15 protein-coding genes and 4 tRNA genes are annotated in these 19,642 nt (G+C 50.7%); 18 read left to right on the plus strand and 1 reads right to left on the minus strand.

All coding sequences use genetic code 11. From position 1 onward, the window contains the following. Nucleotides 1-143: 143 nt before the first annotated feature. From EPO04_03885 to EPO04_03970, 18 genes are all read left to right on the plus strand, one after another. On the plus strand, nt 144-1,499 hold the full coding sequence (locus EPO04_03885) for a lamin tail domain-containing protein (protein TAK89210.1): 1,356 nt from the start codon (nt 144-146) through the stop codon (nt 1,497-1,499). Continuing rightward, on the plus strand, nt 1,414-1,914 hold the full coding sequence (gene tsaE / locus EPO04_03890) for a tRNA (adenosine(37)-N6)-threonylcarbamoyltransferase complex ATPase subunit type 1 TsaE (protein ID TAK89211.1): 501 nt from the start codon (nt 1,414-1,416) through the stop codon (nt 1,912-1,914). Before EPO04_03885 ends, tsaE begins: the two co-directional genes overlap by 86 nt. After that, complete coding sequence (tsaB, locus tag EPO04_03895; protein ID TAK89212.1) at nt 1,898-2,290, plus strand: tRNA (adenosine(37)-N6)-threonylcarbamoyltransferase complex dimerization subunit type 1 TsaB; 393 nt, start codon at nt 1,898-1,900, stop codon at nt 2,288-2,290. The genes tsaE and tsaB overlap by 17 nt, the downstream gene beginning before the upstream one ends. 163 nt (nt 2,291-2,453) lie before the next feature. After that, nucleotides 2,454-3,971 carry a ribonuclease Y gene (gene rny, locus EPO04_03900; protein TAK89213.1) on the plus strand — a complete coding sequence of 506 codons (1,518 nt, stop codon included), beginning with the start codon at nt 2,454-2,456 and terminating at the stop codon, nt 3,969-3,971. 33 nt (nt 3,972-4,004) lie between these two features. After that, on the plus strand, nt 4,005-4,799 hold the full coding sequence (locus EPO04_03905; protein TAK89214.1) for a YmdB family metallophosphoesterase: 795 nt from the start codon (nt 4,005-4,007) through the stop codon (nt 4,797-4,799). 360 nt (nt 4,800-5,159) lie between these two features. Beyond that, nucleotides 5,160-5,450: an HU family DNA-binding protein gene (locus tag EPO04_03910; GenBank protein TAK89215.1), complete on the plus strand. Its 291-nt coding sequence runs from the start codon at nt 5,160-5,162 to the stop codon at nt 5,448-5,450. Between the two features lie 52 nt (nt 5,451-5,502). Further along, nucleotides 5,503-5,579 (plus strand) — tRNA-Pro (locus EPO04_03915). 6 nt (nt 5,580-5,585) lie between these two features. Then, nucleotides 5,586-5,660 (plus strand) — tRNA-Gly (locus tag EPO04_03920). A gap of 197 nt (nt 5,661-5,857) precedes the next feature. Next, the gene (locus EPO04_03925; protein ID TAK89216.1) at nt 5,858-9,307 is read left to right on the plus strand and encodes a hypothetical protein; all 3,450 of its coding nucleotides are present in this window, start codon (nt 5,858-5,860) and stop codon (nt 9,305-9,307) included. Next, a complete protein-coding gene (locus EPO04_03930) occupies nt 9,308-13,930 on the plus strand; it encodes a hypothetical protein (protein TAK89217.1) in 4,623 nt (1,540 codons plus the stop codon). It begins immediately after the preceding gene. Nucleotides 13,931-13,984: 54 nt separating this feature from the next. Next, a tRNA-Arg gene (locus EPO04_03935) sits at nt 13,985-14,061 on the plus strand. Nucleotides 14,062-14,147: 86 nt separating this feature from the next. Further along, a tRNA-His gene (locus tag EPO04_03940) sits at nt 14,148-14,224 on the plus strand. 374 nt (nt 14,225-14,598) lie between these two features. Continuing rightward, nucleotides 14,599-15,951 (plus strand): ABC transporter permease, encoded by a 1,353-nt coding sequence (locus EPO04_03945; GenBank protein ID TAK89218.1) that lies wholly within the window; start codon nt 14,599-14,601, stop codon nt 15,949-15,951. After that, the gene (locus tag EPO04_03950) at nt 15,951-16,616 is read left to right on the plus strand and encodes an ABC transporter ATP-binding protein (GenBank protein TAK89219.1); all 666 of its coding nucleotides are present in this window, start codon (nt 15,951-15,953) and stop codon (nt 16,614-16,616) included. The genes EPO04_03945 and EPO04_03950 overlap by 1 nt, the downstream gene beginning before the upstream one ends. A 166-nt stretch (nt 16,617-16,782) precedes the next feature. Then, nucleotides 16,783-17,424 carry a hypothetical protein gene (locus EPO04_03955; GenBank protein TAK89220.1) on the plus strand — a complete coding sequence of 214 codons (642 nt, stop codon included), beginning with the start codon at nt 16,783-16,785 and terminating at the stop codon, nt 17,422-17,424. Nucleotides 17,425-17,502: 78 nt separating this feature from the next. Next, a complete protein-coding gene (locus EPO04_03960) occupies nt 17,503-17,853 on the plus strand; it encodes a hypothetical protein (GenBank protein TAK89221.1) in 351 nt (116 codons plus the stop codon). Nucleotides 17,854-17,917: 64 nt separating this feature from the next. Continuing rightward, a complete protein-coding gene (locus EPO04_03965) occupies nt 17,918-18,493 on the plus strand; it encodes a hypothetical protein (protein TAK89222.1) in 576 nt (191 codons plus the stop codon). A 22-nt stretch (nt 18,494-18,515) separates the two neighbouring features. Then, the gene (locus tag EPO04_03970) at nt 18,516-19,352 is read left to right on the plus strand and encodes a hypothetical protein (protein ID TAK89223.1); all 837 of its coding nucleotides are present in this window, start codon (nt 18,516-18,518) and stop codon (nt 19,350-19,352) included. On the opposite strand, the gene EPO04_03975 is transcribed toward EPO04_03970, so the two are convergent. Next, nucleotides 19,349-19,630, minus strand: coding sequence for a hypothetical protein (locus EPO04_03975; GenBank protein ID TAK89224.1), 282 nt, complete (start codon nt 19,628-19,630; stop codon nt 19,349-19,351). The two genes, EPO04_03970 and EPO04_03975, sit on opposite strands and share 4 nt — an antisense overlap. Nucleotides 19,631-19,642 lie beyond the last annotated feature (12 nt).

The following is a 19,642-nucleotide window of genomic DNA, read 5'->3' on the forward strand; positions in this document are numbered from 1 at the left end:
TTGTAGCATAAGAACTATTAAAAAATTAAATATTCCCAGGTTGAAGACCTATATTTAATAAATATTTAATCTAGGTCTGTCACGATGTTTTTGCTATCCCGTAGTGATGGCATGGAGGGCTCGATGTAAAAGGGGGAATAGGCATGCAGAGCATCTGTGTCTTCGTAGCGTTGGCTATTGTCATATCAACAGTATCTCCAGTGGCGGCCAACGCCGCGGGTAGCAGTCCGGTAGTTATCAGCGAGCTCTTGACCGGTACGCCGGCCAACGCCAGCCAAGAGTTCGTTGAGCTATATAACGCCAGTAGTCAGCCGGTATCGGTTGATGGGTGGACTATTGAATATAAATCAGCGACCTCAACCGATGTAGCGAGTAGTTGGTCGCGCAAAGCCACATTGTCGGGCTCAGTGGCGGGGTTTGGCTATTATTTAGTGGCATCAAGCCAACTATATCCTGAGTCTGACAGTGAATGGAGCTCTACTCTATCTAGCACCGGCGGCCATGTAAGGGTTAAAGATGGTGCTGGCAAGGTAAGTGATTTGGTCGGTTATGGCACCACGGCTAACGCTGCTGAGGGGACGCCAATGCCGGCACCCGCCAGCGGTAAAAGCATCGAGCGAATGCCGGGTGCACTTAACCCGCTAGCCGGTAATGGCGTCGATACCGGCAATAATGTGCTTGATTTTATGGTTCGGGATGAGCCGCAGCCCCAATCCACTCAATCTGCCATAGAGACTTTTGATCCGATCATACCGGTTCCGGAGGCGGACCCAATTGAGACGCCTGCAGTGCCTACATTACCAACGGCTTATCCTGCTTTAGAAATCACTGAACTGCTGGTTAATCCAGCCTCACCGCTAAGTGACGACCAGGATGAGTTCATTGAGTTATATAACCCAAATTCTTTTCCAGTGAATGTTCAGGGCTACCAGCTACGCACGGGGAGCAATTTTACAAGCAGTTACGTTATACCGCCCTTGCAAATCGGGCCGTATGAATATGCTGCTTTTAAGTCGGAGCAGACGGGTTTAAGTCTGACTAATAGCGGTGGCGCCGTTCGGCTACTTGATCCGTCTGGAGCAATGACTGATCAAACCGAAACATACGGTCAGGCCCCTGACGGCCAATCTTGGGCTAAGTTTGTTGATGGATGGAGGTGGACGCTGGAAACAACTTTCGGTAAGCCAAATATTGCGGTAGGGTTGGTAGCTACAGTGAAGCCCAAAAAAATCGCCGCCAAAAAGACGACCGCCAAGAAGCCGGCGGAGGTAAAAGTAGCTAAGGCTAAGAGCTCCAAAGCTCCAAAAAATACTAAAAAGAAGACCGGATCATCATCTCCGGTGCAAGTCGCAGGGGCTCGCTTGCAACCCGCAACTTGGTTGATTATCCTCCTAGCTATCCTTACCATAGGATATGCAACCTATGAATTCCGTAACGACATTCGAAACCTCTTCTATCGACTTAAAAGCCGTTTCGCGGCTGGCCGGCCTGATCGCTAAGCACCTCGCTGGCGGCGATGTGCTGGAGCTGGTTGGTGATCTTGGAGCCGGCAAGACCACCTTTGTGCAGCTGCTCCTTAAGAATCTTGGCTACGAGGGCGAGGTTTCTAGCCCAACCTTTACGGTTCATCGCAGTTACCCGATTCCGGCAGGTAAGCAGGTTCATCATCTCGACTTCTACCGGATCGGCGGCCAGGATGTGGTGACGCAAGAGGTTCAGGAGCTGATGGGTAGGTCGGACGAAATTGTTTGTATTGAATGGGCCGATCAAGGGGCGGGAGAACTACCGGATAAGCGGCTGAGGATCGAACTTGAATATGGTGAAACCGCTGACCTCCGGGTGGTAAAAGTGAGCGATATGGGCGGTCACTATACTCAATTAATGCAGGAGCTAAAAGATGTATTTGGCACTTAGAACCGATTCCGAAATCACCAAAATGTACTTACTCAACGATTCAGGCGAGGAGATAAAACAGGAGGAATGGCTGTCTGAGAGACGATTGGCCGATGAGTTGCTTGGACGGCTGGAGGGCTTCTTGAAGTCGGCCAATCAGACGTGGGATGACGTGACTGGCCTGGTTGTTTTTTTGGGACCTGGTTCGTTTACTGGTCTCCGCATTGGAATTACGGTAATGAATACAATCGCTTTTACAAAGCACATTCCTATTGCTGGCACAAAGCATGACGACTGGCTGGTTGACGGTGCTTCGCAGCTGGCAAACGGCGAAGATGACAAGCAATGCGTGCCCTTTTATGGGGCGGAGCCGAATATTACCAAACCAAAGCGCTAAGTTGCCTTGACGAAGCCGTTGCGGGCGAGCTTAAATAGAGGTATTGAATTTTAACGTGCTGACTTTGCAGACTATCGACGCACGCTGATATACAATCTGGTTTTTGATGAATCTGTATCCGCATTCGACGGGTCTGCGCTCAGCGCCTACATGGGAGGGCGTTATGGAGATTTTGGTATTGTTGGCTGGCATTGGGCTGGGGAGCGCCGGAGGTTATGGGGTTCAAACCTATGTTTCGCGCCGCAAGACAGACACGGCGGCATCTAAGGCTAAAGCGTTGGTTGATGAGGCTAAGCGTAAGGCGCAGGATGTGACGCTTGAAGCCAAGGAACAGGCCTTAAAGATTGCCGAAGAGGCGAAGGCTGAAGAAAAGGATCGCCGTCAGAGACTAAACGATTTAGAAACCAGACTGGCTCAGCGCGAAAGCACGCTTGATCGTAAGTTGGATGACTTAGATAAGCGATCGGAGAACCTTCGGGCCAGTGAGGCTGGACTGGCGGACTTAAAGGAGGATTTAAAAAAGTTGCGCGCCAAGCAAGAGCAAAATCTGGAAAAGATTGCCAAGCTCAGCCAAAAAGAGGCCAAAGAAAAGTTGATGAAGATGGTCGAAAAAGATACCAAAGATGATCTGACCGCCCTCATTGCCAAGCTACAGTCGGAGGCCAAAGAACAGGCCGAGGAGGATGGCAGGATGGTGCTGGTAACCGCCATGGAGCGAATCGCGTCGGAGCAGTCGGCCGAACGCACCGTTACCACGGTTCCGCTGCCTAGCGATGAGCTCAAGGGTCGAGTAATTGGCAAAGAGGGCCGCAACATTCAGGCGATTGAGAGGCTGACCGGCGTTGACGTCCTGGTTGACGACACCCCAGGCGTGATTGTGCTATCGAGCTTTGACCCAATTCGTCGTCAGATTGCCAGGGTTACCCTAGAGAAGCTGCTGTCCGATGGTCGAATTCACCCAGCTCGAATTGAAGAGGTGGTCGAAAAGGCTAAAAAAGAGATCGATAAAACCACCAAAGAGGCAGGTGAGCAGGCGGTTAAGGATGCTGGCGTGGTTGGGCTGCCGGTGGAGCTGGTTAAGCTGCTGGGCCAACTGCGTTACCGCACCTCGTATGGTCAGAATGTGCTTAAGCACTCGGTTGAGATGGCCAATCTTGCTGGTATGATTGCAGCCGAGGTTGGCGCCGACCAGCGGGTGGCAAAAACCGCATCGCTGCTGCATGACTTGGGTAAGGCTCTGACTCATGAGATTGAAGGTCAGCATCATCACATCTCGCGCGACTTAGCGGCTAAGTATGGTTTGGATGAGGCTGTCTGTCATGCGATTGAGGCCCACCATGACGACATTGAGCCAACCACACCCGAGGCGGTAATTGTACGAGTGGTTGACGGGCTGAGCGGTGCTCGGCCAGGTGCTCGGGGTGACAGTTTTGAAAATTACGCCAAGCGCATGACCGAGCTAGAAAACTTGGCCAACACCTTTAAGGGTGTCCAAAAAAGCTACGCTGTTTCGGCCGGGCGCGAGCTGCGCGTACTGGTAGTACCAGAGGCAATTGATGACCTAACTGCCATTAAGTTGGCTCGCGATATCGCCACCAAGGTAGAGGCAACGCTTAAATATCCAGGCGTCATTAAGGTTAATGTGATTCGCGAAACTCGTGCCATTGAGTACGCCAAGTAGCATTTGAGTCAAAAAAGCGCTACAGTAAAGCCCATGAAGATTTTGTACGTTGGTGATATTACCGGCAAGCCAGGGCGGGAGACAGCTCAGGCGGTATTGCCAGATTTAATTAAAAAGCACAGCGTTGACTTGGTTATCGCCCAGGGCGAAAACGTTTCTCATGGCAAAGGTTTGCAGGTTAATCATGCCGATGAGCTAGAGCAGGCCGGCATTCAAGTTTTTACTGGCGGCAATCATTCGTTGATGCGACTGGATGCGCTTAGTCAAAAAGCTAACGTAATTCGCCCTGCTAATCTGACCGAGGGTACACCTGGCAAGGGCTACACTACCGTTGAGACCAGTTTTGGAACGGTGCTGGTTGTGAGTCTGCAGGGGCAGATCGTGGGTCGTGATGCCGACAAAGAGGTGCTCAACCCGTTGACGACCATTGATCAGATACTGGAGCAGCACCGTGGTCAGAAACTGGCTGCAACCATAATTAACTTTCACGGCGACTACTCCAGCGAAAAGGTGGTGATTGGGCAGTATCTTGATGGCAAGGCCACTGCGGTGATTGGCGACCATTGGCATGTACCAACGGCCGATGCCCAGGTTCTGCCGGGCGGCACAGCTCACATTAGCGATGTTGGAATGGTGGGTGCCCTGGACTCTTCGCTGGGGGTGGAGACTGATATTATCGTTCAGCGCTGGAAGAATGCCGAAACAAAGGTGCGCAACGAAATGGAAGAAGGCGGTCGCCGTCAGTTTAACGCAGTGTTAATCGATGTTGACACCTCAACCGCTTTGGCGCGATCAATTGAATTGATTCGCCAGGTTATCCCCGCATAATTTGTTAATCTATAAATAAGCGCCATCTTGAGTCTGGCGGCAGCTTAGACGAAAATCTTTTTATTAAAAAATATATTACTATCCATCCTGCAATAAAAACTCCCAGGGCTAATAAGCTTGGTGGCTCACCATTAACTCGACCGTCGATTAAGTAATGTACAAGGAATGAGAGAATAAGAGCTGCGATAGCTGAAAGATAATAGGTCTTCCTGTAGGACTCCCTATGTATCGCTATTCGTGTCTGTCGAACATCTTCTTTTTTAGTAGATGACATACTCACATATTAACTCAACATAATCGCTTGGTATAGGCTCTAAATATCTGTTAAACTAGATCTTAGTAAGGGGAGGGCGGAGAGCAATGACCAAGCAGAAATTGATCGACACTCTAGCGCGCGAAACCTCGCTTAGCAAGCGAGAGGTGGAACAGGTCTTAGTTAAGCTCACCAACATCGTTGGTAAAACGATAAAGGAGGGTGAGAAGGTTTCGATTACCGGTTTTGGTACCTTTGATCTTGGTAAGCGCGCGGCACGTCGTGGCGTGAACCCACAAACCGGCGAGGAGATTCACATACCGGAGATGCCAATGCCGCGATTTCGGGCCGGCAAAAGACTCAAAGAGGTGGTACGACCCGGCTCCTCACAGGTGTAAAAGATTGCCTTTTAGCCTGCTGGCGGCTATAATACCTCAGTTCTCACACCGTCGGGGTGTGGCGCAGTTGGCTAGCGCGCCTGCTTTGGGAGCAGGAGGTCGAAGGTTCAAGTCCTTTCACCCCGACCAGAATATGCGGGTGTCGTATAGTGGCTATTATGTCAGCCTTCCAAGCTGAAGACAGGGGTTCAATTCCCCTCACCCGCTCCAGGAATTATTTTATTACCGATAATCTGGCAAACCGGTTGTTATAACCAAGCATAAGCGTTACAATATACATATCTACCGAAGGGTGGAGAGTTCGATATTTTTGGAGATGCTGGTTGGAAGACAAAAGCTTGCAACAACCTGGACTGACAGGTAGTCAACCCCAGCGAACATCTGGCCCGCCTCAAACGGGTGGTTTAGTGTACCAAAGCGACATTACTCGACCGCAGCAATTATTGGGCCAACAGGTTGGGGGATTGGCGCAGTCGTTGGGCGCACCAGAACCGTCTAGCGTACCGGCGGAGTCAAGTGTTGCGCCTGAAACGACGCCAGCAGTATCAGAGCCTGAGGTTGAAAGTAACCCAGAACCAACTCCCATTCCGGTTACCAACGATGTAACTCCACCTCCAGTGGCAGCTGATCCCGAACCTACTCCAGCGGTTGCCGCGCCAGAACCGGTAGCTGGATCCTTAACCGGCGCCCTGGGTTCAGCCGAGGCAATTTCGCCACCGCTACCACCAGCCAAATCCGAGGTTGCCAGCCCCTCGCCGACCGGTCCGTCGCGCCCCCGCCTGGGCCGTTTACGAATTGTACTTATCTTGCTGGTAGGACTGTTAATTATTGCCATGCTAGCCCCGATTGCTTATCTGGGTTTTGCTAATTTACGCTCTAAGTCGGGTAGCGCTAATAACAAGGTTAATGGGGACTATACCGTTACCACCATACCGCTAAACGACTTGGTTAAAAGCGGGGACATTTCGTTTGATGCTTCGCGGCGAGTAAACATCAACGGCCAGCTTAAGATTAATAACTCGTTTGTGCTGACGCCTTCAGATACCCCTGACAATCCGCTGATTGGGCAGTTTTACCTTAACAACCAGAACACCACGCTGTACTACTACAACGGCAACTCATTTGTCGACTTAGTGACCGGCACACAGCTGGCGCAACTGACCACTACCGTAAATCAGACTCAGGCAATTGCCAATCAGGCTGCCTCCCAGACCATAACTTTGCCTCAAGACTTGGCAGTGACCGCCACACCAACCTTTGCCGGGTTGAATTTAAGTCAGCCGCTACCAATTGCAAGTGGCGGTACCGGAGCAACTACCGCAGCAGGTGCGCTTACAAATCTTGGGGCGGCAGCTAGTGGCGCTAACAGCGACATCACCAGCTTGAACGCGCTGACTGCAATCAGCCCAACTACTGGAGTAACCTACCAGTTTGCGCCAGCAGTTGCCGGCACCTACGACCTGTGTTCGACCGCGGGTAACTGCGCTGGTGTGGGTGGTGGTGTGACAACCATCGGAGGCACTCCTGGCAGAATTGCCAAGTTTAGCGCCGCCCAGGGCATTGTTGACTCGCTGTTGAGCGAAAGCGGGAGCACTGTCACCGCTAATGGAGATCTGGCTGTGACCGGCGGCGATCTGGATTTGGGTAACGGAGTTAATCTTGATAGCGCGGTGGCCGATAGTCTGCATGTTGACGCCTCGCTGAACGTGGAAGGTACAATAACCAGCTTCTTGCAGATCTATTCATCTGAAAGTATTGTTGCGCGAAATGGGTCGAGTAATAAGGTGAGGATCGGTAATGTGGGTCCAAGTAATGAGGCGGGAATTACCTTTAGTAGCCTGGAGGACGTTAGTATTTACCGCAGTACGGCCGGTACGCTCAAGACCAACGGCAACTTCATTGTTCAGCCAGGTACGAACTCAACCACGGCTTTCCAGGTTCAAAATGCGGCTGGTACCAGTAACCTACTGGTGGCGGACACTACAAATACGCGCATTGGTATTGGGACGGCGGGGCCAAACTACACCCTAGATGTTGACGGAGACATTAATACCGGCAGTACCTACCGGATTAATGGAACCTCAATCTGTATATTGAGTGGCTGTGTGCCGTCTTCTGGGTCAAGTGCTTACATTCAGAACGGCACGGTGCCGCAAGATGCCAACTACTACTTGCGCAGTGCCGCCGCCAACCAGATCACCGGTATACTGCAGGGCGCGGTTGGCCAGACGGCTGATCTGATTCAACTACGTAATCAAGCGGGCGGAATTGTTACTAGTGTGGGGGCTGACGGTAACGCTACCTTTACCACCACCAGCAACTCGGCGACCGCCTTCCAGATTCAGAATTCCAGCGGCCAAAATCTACTGGTGGCCGACACCAGCAACCAGCGATTGGCAATTGGCCCAGCCGCCTCACCGGCAAACAGCGTGTTGACTGTGGGCTCAAACACGACCGCGGCTAGCGGGGGAATTACTTTTGGGACCGATACTAATTTGTATCGTAGTGCCGCTAATCGGCTAAAGACCGACGATAGCTTACAGGTTACAGGTGCTGGTGCATTTGGGAGTTCAGCAACCATACACGATATTGGTGCTATCCGGTCAACGATCAGCGCATCCGAAACCTATAGTGATGCTTCCGCAGCAAGCTACATAACTGGCATTGATAATGAGTTGCATTTGAATTCTGACGCTAACGCCACGACCACAATCACGGGTATAGGTAACAGCGTTTTTCTGAATGGCTCCGGGTCTTACTCTAACTCTGCTGTATCGAGTCAAAATATTCTTTATAACTATAGTACTTCTGCCAGCGCATTAACTGGAGTTGATAATAGAGTGGTAAACGAAGGGGACGTGGGCACGGCAATCGGGGGCTACAACGTGTACTCCACAAGTTATGGCACCACCAATCTTGCTCAAGGCTTGGTGTCGCAAATTTTAGCCACCAGTGAGGCTAATATAACTTCGGCTACGGGGGTATCGGCCGGTATTTCGAATCTTGGAACGGGTACCATAAACAACGGCTATGGCCTGCTTGTTACAACTGCGGTTAATTCGGGTGGTGGTGTCTTCCAAAACAACTACGGTATGTATATACAAGACCAGTCAGGGGTCGGTTCAACCAATAGCTACAACTTGTATTCGGCTGGGGTGAACGCAAAGAACTACATTGCTGGACTGCTCCAAGTTGGCACAACCAGCACGCCAACTCAGGCTGGAACAAACTTACTAGCAAGCAATGTTGAGATAGGTGGAGCGTTAAGAGTGGGAGACGCAACCAACAACGTTCAGTTTGACGGAACTACTAAAAAGCTCATCTACAACGGTACGGCTCGTCAGAATGTACGAGTGAGTATGAATCCGGAATACCAAGGAGCTGTGTTGACCGGTGATGGCTCGAATAACACCGGCACCATGACCACCGATTTCTGTTCTGGTTCGTCCCGCCTAAGCATCAACACCAGCGTCTGTGGTGCCACCGATGAGTACAACTACTACTCCTGGATAGGCTCTGGCGGAACCACCGATTACGACGTGTATGTGCGCTGGCAGGTGCCAAGTAACTTCTCGGCCTTTAAAGACGCTAACGCAATCAATTTGCGTGGTTGGCGTTCAACTTCGAGCGAAAAGGTTGAGCTGGCCATGTTCCAGCAAAACGGCACCCAGTGTGGTAGCACCACCGAGGTTAACAGTAGTAACACTACCTGGCAGAGCACCAATATGACCGGCGACGAAACCGCTTGTAGTGTGAGCGCTGATGATGTGATAACCTTCCGCATTCGACTTACAGCCAGTTCGAGTGGCTACGCTCGGGCCGGATTGTTGGAAATTAATTATCTGAGCAAGTTCTAAATGGTCAACGATCGAGTTCGCGCGGCAATTGTAGCGGGTTTGGTGATTTTTGGGGCACTGTTCCAGTTCTTGCCGCACGGCGTTGGGGTGCCAAAGGCTCATGCCGCGTCATTTCAGTTCACCCCGACCGCCGGTCAACTGGTAACCGGTACCGCTCAAAATGCCACCTCGCAGGCAACGGCTAACGCAGAGGGCGTAAACGTTGGCTCATATAAGGGCACATTGGCTGACGACAACTTTCACTGGACCTTTGCCAGTACCACGAGTGGCTATGATGCCAACCTAACCTTTGGTGGGGCGGCTGCTAATGGCGCCAACACCTTGATTGTTGAAACCGAGTTTGACTTGGATGCTACCGCCCCAAGTACGGCGGTTCAAATCTGTGATTGGTCGTCATCGTCGAGCGTTGATAATGCGGCCGACAGCGCCTGTACCGGCGGCGGCTGGCGGACGCTCAACAACCGTAAAACCGGCATCACCACAACCAGCTCCACCGCTTATAACTGGCAGATTGGCGATGGCTACTGGTCGAATGGCTCGAATACCAGTATTAGCACGCCAATAACCAATTTTATTAATAGCTCAAACCAAATTAAGGTTCGATTTTACTCAACCACCAACACCACCAGTACGGTAGCAATTGACTACGTTAAGGTTCAGGCGGTGATTAACCCGGTGTACGCGCCGGGTGGTTTTGTGAACGACGGTCCTGGTGCCACTACCGGTGACTACACCAACACAAACGCCATCAATCAGGGCGCCTCGGATAATCAGTACGTTCAGTTTGACGGTACTGCTGGCGGTGCTCCAGCCGGCTACTTTGTGTTTAAAAATGTTAAAACTTACACCGGCATGAATACGGTGATGGCTCGGTATGAGACCGCTTGTAGCAGCGCAACTAGCTTGCGATATAGGGCTAAGATTAGAAATTTTCAGAGCAGCACCTGGGAGGATATGGCTGGCCTGGTTGACTGTTCGACCACCGACGCGACCAACACCAGTGCTAAAAACAATGTCACTTTGTCGAACTATATTTCGGGTAGTAGTGAGATATGGGTACGTTTTGAAGGAGATGCTAATAGTACAAACGGTATTAAGGTCGATCAAATGTATATCCAGCTCGGAAGCACCAACACCAGCACTTCGGACTGTCAGGTATCGTTTGGCACCCAAACTGCCGGGCGAATGCTAAGCAACCCATCCACCAATGCCGATGTAGTAAATGACACCGATGTCGATAGCAACTCAATGTATTCGGTTGGCTACGACAGTGTGGGCGGGGATAGGGAGTGGCGGATTGAAAAACGCGATAAGACCACCGGAGCCCTAGACGGCAGCTTTGGCACCAGTGGTGTGGTTCAGACTAATCCGAGCAGCGGCAACGATGAGGCGACAACGGTTAAGGTGGACGGTAGCTATGTCTATGTTGGCGGATACGACAATTCGCCCGGAAATGACGAGTACCGCGTCGAAAAGCGTGACAAGACCACCGGCGCACTGGTTACCGCCTTTGACAGCGACGGTATTTTTACTAGCAACCCCGGTAGTGGTAGCGATCAAATTATGGATATTGATATTGATGGTAGCTATATCTATATTATTGGAAGTCGTTCAACCTTTGTGGCGCGTTACGAAAAGATTGATATTACGACCGGGGCCTACGACACCGGTTTTGATAGCGATGGCATTCTGGAGAGCAGTGGGGTTAGTACCAACCGCTATGATCCCAAGGCAATAAAGGTTGATGCGTCGTACATCTATACCATTGGCACAGAGTCAAATAGCCTGGGGGCGACTTCATCCCAGCAAATTCGGATTGAAAAGCGCAGTTTAACTTCGGGAGCATTTGATGGCGGTTTTGGTAGTGGTGGCTACGCCAACTCGAATCCCACGGCTAGTGACGCCGACCGTGGCTACGATATCGCGATTGATGCCAGTAATATGTACTTGGCCGAGATGCAGGGTACCTCGGGCGACTACCGCTGGCGGATTGAGAAGCGAGCCTTGAGTAATGGTGCCCTAGACGGCACCTTTGGTAGTGCTACCGGCGCGGTGTCGTACAACTTTAGTGGTGCCGACGATGAGGCAACCACGATTAAGGTCGATGCTAATGGTATTTATGTAGGGGGGCGAGATGGTGACCCAACCAGTACTTGGAGAATTGCTAAATTGAACCTGAGCACGGGGGCTCTTGATACCTCCTTTGGGGCGGACGGCTATTCCAGTAGCCAATATCTTGGCGACTCGTTGGTTAAGACCGTAGCCATTGATGCGAGCTATATTTACATAACTGGACCGACCGACTCCGATGCCGATGCGCAGTGGATGTTTGAAAAACACAGTATCAGTAGTGGCGACGTAGTAAGCTCCGGGTTTGGGGCGACCGACTGTAGTGCTACCAGAACTATTGATACCACGTCCAGTAATACCGACACCTGGAGGCAGCAGGCCGAAAATGAGTCGGCCACCCAGGGTCACGACTATTACGCCTATGATAACGATAATGATGGTAATGCCGAAGAGGCCGCCGCCGCCAACCTTAGCTTTCCGGCAACTCTGCCCACCTCGGCACAGACCACCGGTGTTTTCTACGCCGGACGCTTTAATGGAGGCATGGGCGATACGGTGCAGCTAGGGGCCAAAGATTATACCGGCCGGAACAATGTGACCGGCGGATGGACAGCGACCGGCGCAACCGCAACCAGTGGCGTGGCTTTTACCGATAACATTAGCGGGGGGACCACAACCGCAACTGGCCTACAGGCTAATGCCTCGGCTTACGTTGATAGTGTTAACAGTAAGGTTAATCTTAGACTGCGAACCACTGCCGGTGGCGCGCAGACGAATGACTCGGTGCATGATCTAGATTTTGCCATGGTTAGTGTCCAATGGGTGGAAAATGCTCAAACTCCCACTCGTTCGTTCATGTTTGCGCCAACCGGTGGCACCCTGGTTACCGGAACCGAACAGAATGTGTTGGGGGCCAGTGGCTCATCGACCGAAGGCACAAATACCGGTTCGTGGAAGGGTACACTTTCGTCTGACTCTTACCACTGGGTGGTGGCCAGTACCGCTTCGGGCATGAATGTGCAGTTAGATACTGGTGGGGTAGCTCTAAACGGTGCCAATGCCATGATGATTGAAACCAAGTTTGACCAAGATGCCACTGTCCCACAGACCGTGGTGCAGGTTTGCGACTGGGTATCGACTGCTAGCGTGGATAATGCCGCCGATGCGCAATGTACCGGTGGCGGTTGGCGGACGCTTAACAACCGCAAAAACCCAACCGATACGGCAGTTGGCACAGTGTTTACCTGGCAGATATATGATGGGTATTGGAATGATGGTACCAATACCGCTGTTAGTACGCCATTGGGTAACTTCTTAAACGGTTCAAATAGCGTTAAGGTCCGCTACTACTCAACCACCAATACCACCAGTACCTTTGCTATTGACTATCTAGCCATCTCGCCGGTGGTCAACTCGGTTTACAATGCCGGCGGATTTACCAATCTTGGTAGTGGTTCGGTGAGTGGAACCTATAGTAATACCAATAACTTTATTGGCGCTAATGCTGGTTTTGGCGGCAATATTCAGCAGCCCAGCGATGACACCCGGTTAACCTGGGCTGGCACCGCTGGTAGTATTGCCGACGGCTACTTAACCTTTAAGAATATTAAAATTGTACCCGGCATGAATACAATTGCGTTCCGCGCCGAACATCGCTGTTCGACTACCGGCATTAACTACCGACCAAAGATCTACAACTATACTACCGCTAGCTGGGAGGATTTGAGCACTAGCTCAATTGCCTGTAGCGCTACCGATGCCACCAGTGTGTTTGCTAAGAACAGCGTTAACTTACGCGACTATGTTAACAATGGAGAGGCGCGCCTTGGGTGGTACGGACTATCTAATGGCACCCAGTCGATTGAGATCGATACGGCCTACATTATGGTAGGGGCGGTTAATAGCGACAACACAACCTGTAGCATTAGCTTTGGTACCCAAAATGCCGGCAGTTGCGACAACACTCGCAACATTGATACGACCGCCTCGGCTTCAACTTGGGACATACTGGCCGAAGACACCTCGACCAATCAGGGACACGATTTTTACCCATTTGATCCTCAGGTTACGGCCTCGGCCAGCCTCGAAGCTAAGGCGGCCCACGTTAAGTTCCCGGTGTACGATTTAATCAATGGGTCGTTGGTTGGTTTCAACTGGTCGTCGCGTTACCAGTCGGGAACCGGTGGTACGGTGACCCTAGATGTTCGAGATTACTCCGGTAAGTCTAACGTTGAGGGTGGGTTCAAAAATGTCGGCTCACCGGTAACCAGTGCTTTAGTGTATGTTGACTCAATCTCAATCACCGCCCCAACCTCTTATAGTCCCTACATGACCAACCCCGAGGATCATCGCGAGCAGCTCACCGGTCAGTCTTGGTTCCGTCTGCGCACCACCGCCAACAGCAGCTCAGCCACCAACGCGGTCGGCCAGTGGGATTTTGCCATGATCGCACCGATGTGGATCGAAACATCAACCTATCAGCCAGATAGCGATGAGCAAATGCGCCATGGTAAATACTTCCGTAATGGCGTTGAACAGCCGATGGTGCAGTAGGACTTTAAAAACTTACTCAAATCTGGTACTATGCCATAGTTCTAGCCCCGATTGGCCCCTGTAGCTCAGCTGGATAGAGCAGAGGACTTCTAAGCCTAAGGTCGTTGGTTCGAATCCAACCGGGGGCGCCATTTTTCCTTATTCCAACCGTGATTCCCGACCTGTTTTCAAGTCATTGAAGATAGCTCGGGGGTTGCCTTGTGCAGCCTCCACCATGGCGAGATTAGCTCAGCTGGTTAGAGCGCTGGTTTGTGGTACCAGAGGTCGTGGGTTCAAGCCCCATATCTCGCCCCAGGAATTATTGTCCAATTTATAAATCCTAAAAAGTAAAGTGGGCGGGGACGACCGAAATCGTCCCCGCCCTGCGGTCGGTCCTCCAAGGCATGGGGACCGTTTGGTGCGGCAACACAGACTTTCTTGGGCGGGCCGTTTTAAGCGCGCGCGTAGGTCTGATTTTTTGCTGCCGCTCGAGTTCGACCCTTATGCCATGAGGTCAGTTTGGTCGGGGCTCGAAGGTGACGAGCCGATCGGATCATTCGCGACGAACAAACAACATCGACCGTGTCACTGCGGCTATTGTATAGCTTTGACATAAAACAAAGCAATAGACTCAGTGTTTTCTCGGTTTTAGTCTCTACACTAAGATGGACAACTAAGCTAAGGGAAATATGAACGTAATAACTCGTGGTGTACGCAACGCCTTCCGCAACTCAATCCGAACCTTCTCAATTGTACTTATATTGGCGCTTAGTATTGGCTTAGCGTTAACTATGTTGATTGCTAGGCAGGCGGTTGACTCTAAAATTAATAGCGTAAAAAGATCAATTGGTAACGTTATTACAATTTCGCCAGCCGGCGTCCGTGGTTTTGAAGGAGGAGGTGAGCCGCTCACTACGGCTGAGATTGATAAGGTTAATAAAATTGACCATGTCAATTCGGTAGTTCAAACTTTGCGAGCGCGACTAGATAGCGATTCAACCAGCTTGGAATCTGCTGTGGAGGCGGGTAGTCTGGGCCGGCGCAATGGCTCAGGATCGACTAGCAATAATTCCAGTAGCCAGATGGCGCCACCTTCCGGTCGGCAGCCGAACAGTAACTTTAAACCTCCGGTAATGTTGACTGGTACCGATAGCTTGAGTGGCTCAATACTTGATGGTGGGGGTGCCATAACAGTTACGAGTGGAGAAAAATTTGACCCAGCGCAAGATCAACTAGTGGCATTAATTGGTACGGCAGTGGCAGAAAAAAACTTGCTTAAAACTGGCTCAACCTTTACGGTGTATGGCCAAACTGTGACTGTAAAGGGGATTTACGATGCTGGCAACCGTTTTTCTAATAACGCGGTGTTGATGCCGCTGTCTACGGTGCAGCGTTTAAGTGGCCAGACAGGAGAGGTGAGCAGCGCAATAGTAACGGTTGATTCTATATCCAACGTCAAAAGTACAACCTTAGACATCCAAAACAGCCTAGGTAGTGATGTGGCAGACGTAACCAGTCTACAAGATAGCTCCAGCCAAGCACTCGAGCCACTAGAGGGGATTAAGAGTATATCGACTTATAGTCTGGTTGGGTCGGTGTTTGCCGGAGCAATCATCATCTTGCTAGCTATGATGATGATTGTGCGCGAACGCCGGCGTGAGATTGGTGTATTAAAGGCAATTGGGGCATCTAATATTAAAGTCGTTACACAGTTTGTTGCCGAGGCTATAACCTTTACCTTGCTCGCGGCGATTGTAGGTATTGGCATCGGTGTTGCGGCCGGCGGGGCGGTTACTAAGATACTGGTGAGTTCAAGTGCGAATTCGGCTGCAGGGTCGGGTGGTATGATGGGCGGCCCTCGGACGTTCGGCAGTCTTGCGGGTATTGGAGGTGAAAGCTTGCGTAGCATTCAGGCCACAGTTGGCTGGGAAGTGTTGGGTTACGGCTTCCTCGCGGCGCTAATAATTGCCGTAGCTGGTAGCTCAATACCGGCGTACATAATTGCCAGAGTACGCCCAGCAGAAGTAATGAGGGCAGAATAATGTTGAAGGTTTCTAATGTAACAAAACAGTTTTCATCCGGTGATACTAAGGTGGTTGCGTTGAGCGATGTTAGTTTTGAGTTAAAAGACGGTAGCTTCGCTTCGATTATAGGTAAAAGCGGTAGCGGTAAAAGTACCTTGCTGTCAATTTTAGGCGGCTTAGATAAGCCAAGTGGGGGTAAGGTTGAGGTTGGTGGTCAAGTTGTTACTAAGCTAAGCGATGGTAAAATAACTAACTACCGTTGCAGGCAGATTGGGTTTGTGTTTCAGGGTTATAATTTGGTGCCTAATCTTACCGCAATCGAGAACGTAATGTTACCAATGGAGTTTGCCGGTATTGAATCTGGTTTTCGAAAAAAGCGAGCAATTGAGTTGTTGGAGCGGGTTGGTTTAGGTGCTGACAAGCAGCAACGTAAGCCAGGCCGCCTTTCTGGGGGAGAACAGCAGCGAGTGGCTATTGCTAGGGCGCTAGCAAATAAACCGAGCTTAATTTTAGCGGATGAGCCAACCGGCAATCTTGACACGCAAACCGGCAAAATGATTTTTGACCTACTTCATAAACTTGCAAAAACCGAAAACACCACTATCGTGGTAGTTACTCATGATCTTGCCATAGCCGGTAAAACCGACACCACTTTTAAACTTAAGGATGGAAGATTAATATAGTTTTTAGCGCTTACTCAAGCCAAATGCAAATTATGACGGTATTTGGCTAGCAGCTGTTCGCACGGCATATAGTATTATTGTCTGCTCTATGTCCGCATGTGATAATAGGCATTCACGCGGTATCTGCGTGAAGACCGAGACACTTTCACAACTAGGAAGATAAACTATGCCCCACGACGAAGAGCTTGATCGTCTTCGCACCGAGATGAATGGTGCCTGGGAGGCAAAGGAGTATGCCAGGCGGCAGCATGATGATGCTTGGGATGAGGTTCAGTCTGTGCAGTCGCGCAATGGTTATCGAATAGAGAGTTTGAGGGCTGAGCATGATCGCAAGTTCGATCAAATGAAAGCTGCTTACGATGCCGCTTCAAACGCCTTTTTGAACGGTGATCACGATGAAGCTGCCCGTAAGTCCGCCGAGGGCCGGTCGCTAAGGGCTGAGCTGCCTAGCCTGGTGAGTGAGCGTCGTTCTCTGGTAGAGGAATGCAAGGCCGCACAACGTGGCCTCGAAGCGACCCGCGATGTGCTTAAGGATAAAAAGCACCAGTTTAGACTGGCAAAAGAGCGGTTTGACGACCGCAAGGCTGTACTGGAGGCATCAAGGCGGGATGTAGCATTTAAGGCTGGGGTGCAGCACTACGGTCATGACGTAAAAGTTGTTCATAAAGACAATAAAACGCACGTCTATTTTGGCGGCGTGGGTCGTCCCGATGGAGCGGGACATGCCCATTACGTCCTGGATGAGTTTGGCAATATCGAGTATCGCCGTGACCCATTCCAGGAACGCGGGCCACATAACTTCCGGTAGAGAGTCGAGAAGTGGCACGAGCTAAGCTTGTACTAGCTCGTGCCACTGTTACAATTTAGTTATCAAAAGAGTGTAAATATGACTTATTATGATGAATATAATTTTCCTTCTTCGCACCTAGTAGATGCAGACCTGGGAGCGCTACAAAAGGCTACCAGGGAAGATAAGCCAGAGCTGTTTATTAAGTATTGCAACAAGGTGATAGCTGCTAAAAATGAAGGCAGAATGCCATTACGTGATGCCGCATATTCAATATCCCGAACAATGTTCATAGAGGAATTAAATGATTCACTTTTTGAAGAAATAACGCTCCTGGCGGGCGAATTAGAGCTACCGCCCCAATTTGTTAACGGGGAGGTGGAAGTAAAGTGGCAAAATTTAGTTGCTCTGGTTGGCGAATACAACAAGGTGCATACTAAGGCTCAATAATAGCTTGTGTTTCAGGTTTATTGCTCCCTGAGCTATAATAGAGGTAGAAAACTTGGGAGTAGTGATGAGCACGCGCATCGTCATAGCAGTGATTATTCTGGTGTGGGCGGCGATCGTAGTGGTATTTGGCTTGCGGCTGTTTATGCCGCAGTCGCAGGTACTCCCGCGGGCTAACGATGTTAATGTGAGTGACTACGCCAACAACTCGAACGCCGAGGTGCGAATTACGATTCAGGGTCCGGTGGTGGCTAACGAAAACTTTCGTTCGGGCATGATCACCGTGAGCCCAAGCTCGCGCTCAATCACGGCTTACAAAACCTATAACAACGAGGTTATTCAGTCGGAGGTCTTGCCTAATAATTCGGCCGCCTTTACCCAGCTTATGGACGCTTTACAGGTGAGTGGATTTGGCAAGCGCACCAAATCTGATCAACAGCAGGTAGCTAGTAGCTGCCCTACTGGTTTCCGCTACACCTACGAGCTGCGCGAAAACGGTAATGTGGTGTTGCAAACCTGGGAGACATCCTGTAATACGCCGCGAGCAACTTTTGGTGGTAATGTTGGTTTAACCAACCAGCTGTTTCGGGCTCAGATTCCAGCCTTAAACCAAACGCCAAATTATAGCGTGCTGTTGCAGTAGGTATTTGCCCTATAATAAAACCATGAGTGAACCCTGGTACCCTGCTCCTTTTCTTGGACCGGTTTTTGAACCTGGTGTTGAACCGGTGATAGCCACCGGCTACAAATACCATCCGGCCGAGATCGCGCTTCATGGAGTTGAGTCGCATAAGGCGATTGATTTTGATGCGCCACGGGGGACTAAAATTTTAGCTCCCGCCGACGGCTACTATGTGGCAACCTATGGTGAGTTTGCGTTGACCAATGAGGATGGCTCGCCCAAAACGTTGAGTCTTGAGGGGGCCTTAAAGGGTAACCCGCGCAATACCGACTTGAAAGCACCGGCTGGCAAGGGCGAGTTCCCGATCTTTTTTGGCAGCTATGTGATTCAAGGTTGGCACGGCAAGGGGCGGTACACGCAGTTTGCGCACGTTGATTGGGTGAATCCAAAGATTCCTTTTTACAAGTCGGTTGAGCTCAAGGATGAGCAAGACAAGCCGACCGGAGATCTGGCGTTTTCGCCGGTGCTGCGGGCGGTGGTCAGTGAGTATAGGAAGCCATCGGTAGCGGTAAAGCTCAAAGCCGGCGAGGTGATTGGCGAGCTTGGTATGACCGGTTGCGGCTGGGGTCAGCGTTGTATGAAGTTTGCTAAGATCGGCAAGGATGGCCGGCCGGACTTTCGTGGCATGGATTACACCTACTACACCGAGCCGCATCTGCACTTTATGACGTTTGGTAAGCGAGTGCCGCGTAGCCGTAAGCCTTCGGCGATTTGGGATCCGTTTGGCCTGTATGGGCAGTATGATGGCGGATATCCCCAGGCGGTTAAAGATTGGGGTAATAAGCTAGAAGGGGCCAAGCATAACCCGTTGTGGCTTTAAAAAGTAAATCCATCAAAGATATGCTCTGACCCATAGCCGAGCCAGGCGTATACTGCAACTATCCATAGCAAAGCTATAATTGACAAAACTCGAACGGTGCCTCGGGTAAGTATGATGGCTAGTACTGCAAGAACCGCTAGGGCAATGAGGCCGTAAGCTGCGAACGCAAAACCACCAAGACCAAAGTAAGGAATAAAGGGCAATGAGAGGCAGATTAGCGGCCCAACAGCCAATAGTGCAATAAGGGCTATCTGGCTATTTCGGTTGAGCTTGATCATAACTATAGTGTA

The sequence above is a fragment of the Patescibacteria group bacterium genome (assembly GCA_004297735.1).
In the GTDB taxonomy this organism is placed as follows: Bacteria; Patescibacteriota; Saccharimonadia; order UBA4664; family SCTI01; genus SCTI01.

Bases quoted from the DNA above. Each gene is read 5' to 3' on its own strand.
- EPO04_03885 (TAK89210.1), top strand. From the start codon at position 144: ATGCAGAGCATCTGTGTCTTCGTAGCGTTGGCTATTGTCATATCAACA.
- EPO04_03970 (TAK89223.1), top strand. From the start codon at position 18,516: ATGAGTGAACCCTGGTACCCTGCTCCTTTTCTTGGACCGGTTTTTGAA.
- EPO04_03975 (TAK89224.1), bottom strand. From the start codon at position 19,630: ATGATCAAGCTCAACCGAAATAGCCAGATAGCCCTTATTGCACTATTG.
- EPO04_03930 (TAK89217.1), top strand. From the start codon at position 9,308: ATGGTCAACGATCGAGTTCGCGCGGCAATTGTAGCGGGTTTGGTGATT.
- EPO04_03960 (TAK89221.1), top strand. From the start codon at position 17,503: ATGACTTATTATGATGAATATAATTTTCCTTCTTCGCACCTAGTAGAT.
- tsaE (TAK89211.1), top strand. From the start codon at position 1,414: ATGCAACCTATGAATTCCGTAACGACATTCGAAACCTCTTCTATCGAC.
- EPO04_03910 (TAK89215.1), top strand. From the start codon at position 5,160: ATGACCAAGCAGAAATTGATCGACACTCTAGCGCGCGAAACCTCGCTT.
- EPO04_03945 (TAK89218.1), top strand. From the start codon at position 14,599: ATGAACGTAATAACTCGTGGTGTACGCAACGCCTTCCGCAACTCAATC.
- rny (TAK89213.1), top strand. From the start codon at position 2,454: ATGGAGATTTTGGTATTGTTGGCTGGCATTGGGCTGGGGAGCGCCGGA.
- EPO04_03905 (TAK89214.1), top strand. From the start codon at position 4,005: ATGAAGATTTTGTACGTTGGTGATATTACCGGCAAGCCAGGGCGGGAG.
- tsaB (TAK89212.1), top strand. From the start codon at position 1,898: ATGTATTTGGCACTTAGAACCGATTCCGAAATCACCAAAATGTACTTA.
- EPO04_03955 (TAK89220.1), top strand. From the start codon at position 16,783: ATGCCCCACGACGAAGAGCTTGATCGTCTTCGCACCGAGATGAATGGT.
- EPO04_03965 (TAK89222.1), top strand. From the start codon at position 17,918: ATGAGCACGCGCATCGTCATAGCAGTGATTATTCTGGTGTGGGCGGCG.
- EPO04_03950 (TAK89219.1), top strand. From the start codon at position 15,951: ATGTTGAAGGTTTCTAATGTAACAAAACAGTTTTCATCCGGTGATACT.